The 1,928-nt window shown below is 60.9% G+C and carries 2 protein-coding genes; both read left to right on the forward strand.

Features of this window, described 5'->3' with window-relative positions:
• Positions 1-1,211: sensor histidine kinase (locus tag AC1DWI_RS21190; RefSeq protein WP_477725678.1), on the forward strand; the 1,211-nt coding region annotated here is incomplete at its 5' end.
• A partial coding sequence (locus AC1DWI_RS21195) for a histidine kinase dimerization/phospho-acceptor domain-containing protein (protein WP_477725679.1) occupies positions 1,208-1,928 on the forward strand: 721 nt, incomplete at its 3' end. The genes AC1DWI_RS21190 and AC1DWI_RS21195, both read left to right, overlap by 4 nt.

Raw genomic sequence — 1,928 nt, forward strand, 5'->3', positions numbered from 1 at the left:
ATACTCCGCCGGGCATTTCCGACAGGCTGGGGATCTTCCGCGCGCATGTCCAGACCATCCTGCGCGAACAAAAAACAGTCAATGAACTTCTCGCGGGTATTTCTTCGGCACCGACCGCCAAATTGCTCGATGCGGCCAACGATGCATCAACGATCGAGCAGCAGCGCGCGGGGGTGGAGGGCGAGCGCTACGGCCGCTACCTRCTGATTTTCTCTGCGGTGCTGGTGGCCCTGCTGCTGTATGCAGCCCTTCACGTGTTGCGCAGCCATGCCGTGATCCGGCGCGTCAACACGGAACTCCAGGCGGCCAATGAGCACCTTGAACAGCGCGTGCAGGAACGGACACAGGAGCTGCGCCAGGCGCAAAGCGAGCTGATGACCGCGGCGCGCCAGGCGGGCATGGCAGAGATCGCCACCAATGTGCTGCACAACGTGGGCAACATCCTCAACAGCGTCAACGTCTCGGCCGACCTCATCGGCAGCACCTTGCACAAATCAAGGGTGCAGGGGCTTTCCCGGGGCGTGCAGCTGATGAACGAGCACGCCGCGGACCTTGCCCACTTTCTGGTTCACGACGAGAAAGGCAAGATACTGCCCGGCTATTTGAATGGGATCTCCCAGACCCTGGTGCAGGAGCAGCAGGGCATGCTCAAGGAGCTGGAACTCCTCACCAGAAGCATCGACCACATCAAGGACGTCGTTGCCACCCAGCAATCGTACGCAGGCGGGAGCAGCATTGTTGAACCGGTGCAGATCTGTGACCTGGTGGAGGACGCCCTGCGAATGAACGGTGTCTCACTGGCGCGCCACGGGGTCACTGTGGTGAAGGAGTTCGCGCAGGTGCCAGAAGCGCTGCTGGACCGTTCCCGGGTGCTGCAGATTCTCGTGAACCTGATCAGCAACGCCAAAAATGCCATGGCGGGTATGTCGGCCGCATCGCACCAGATCACATTGCGGGTGGAGCCTGTTGGCGAGTCGACCTTGCGGGTCTCTGTCATGGATAAGGGAGAGGGGATACCGGCGGAAAACCTCACGCGGATTTTCTCGCACGGATTTACGACGCGCAAAACAGGCCACGGCTTTGGTTTGCACAGTTGCGCGCTGGCGGTCAGCCAGATGGGCGGGACACTTTCCGCTCACAGCGACGGGCCGGGTCTGGGGGCCACCTTCACACTGGAGCTGCCAATGGATATCGCGCAGACCAAATCATGACGCAGCTACAGAACCAGCGCATCCTGCTGATCGACGACATGCTRTCGATCCATGAGGACTTTCGCAAAATCCTCGCGGCGAAACCGGTGGCGCGTGATCTGGACGTTGCCGAAACCGAGTTGTTTGGTGAGGTCACGCAGATTTCCTACGGTGATTTTGAACTGGACTCCGCTTATCAGGGCGCCGAAGGTGTGGCCAAGGTGGAGGAATCCATCCGGGCCGGGCGGCCCTATGCCATGGCTTTTGTGGACATGCGCATGCCGCCGGGCTGGGACGGGGTGGAGACCATCGAGCGGCTTTGGCGTGTTGATCCGCATGTGCAGATCGTGATCTGCACAGCCTACTCCGACCACCCTTGGGAAAATGTGCTGGCGCGGCTGGACGTGCAGGACCGCCTGCTGGTGCTCAAAAAGCCATTCGACATGATCGAAGTCAGCCAGCTCGCGAGAACACTGACCGCCAAATGGGAGCTGGCGCGGCGCGCGGCAGCACAGGTGAGCAGCCTGGAAGATACCGTGCAGGATCTCAGGGCAACCGAAGCGGCTTTGCGCCAGTCCAACAAGGAACTCGAAGCCTTCTCGTATTCGCTCGCGCATGACTTGCGCTCTCCCCTGAACTCGATTGACGGCTTCAGCCATTTGCTGCAAAAGGCCGTCAGCGGTGATGCGGCGGAACGCGCGAGGCATTACCTGAGCCGGATACGCGAGGGAGTCAGGC

Source organism: Polaromonas sp. P3_C2 (assembly GCF_056402675.1).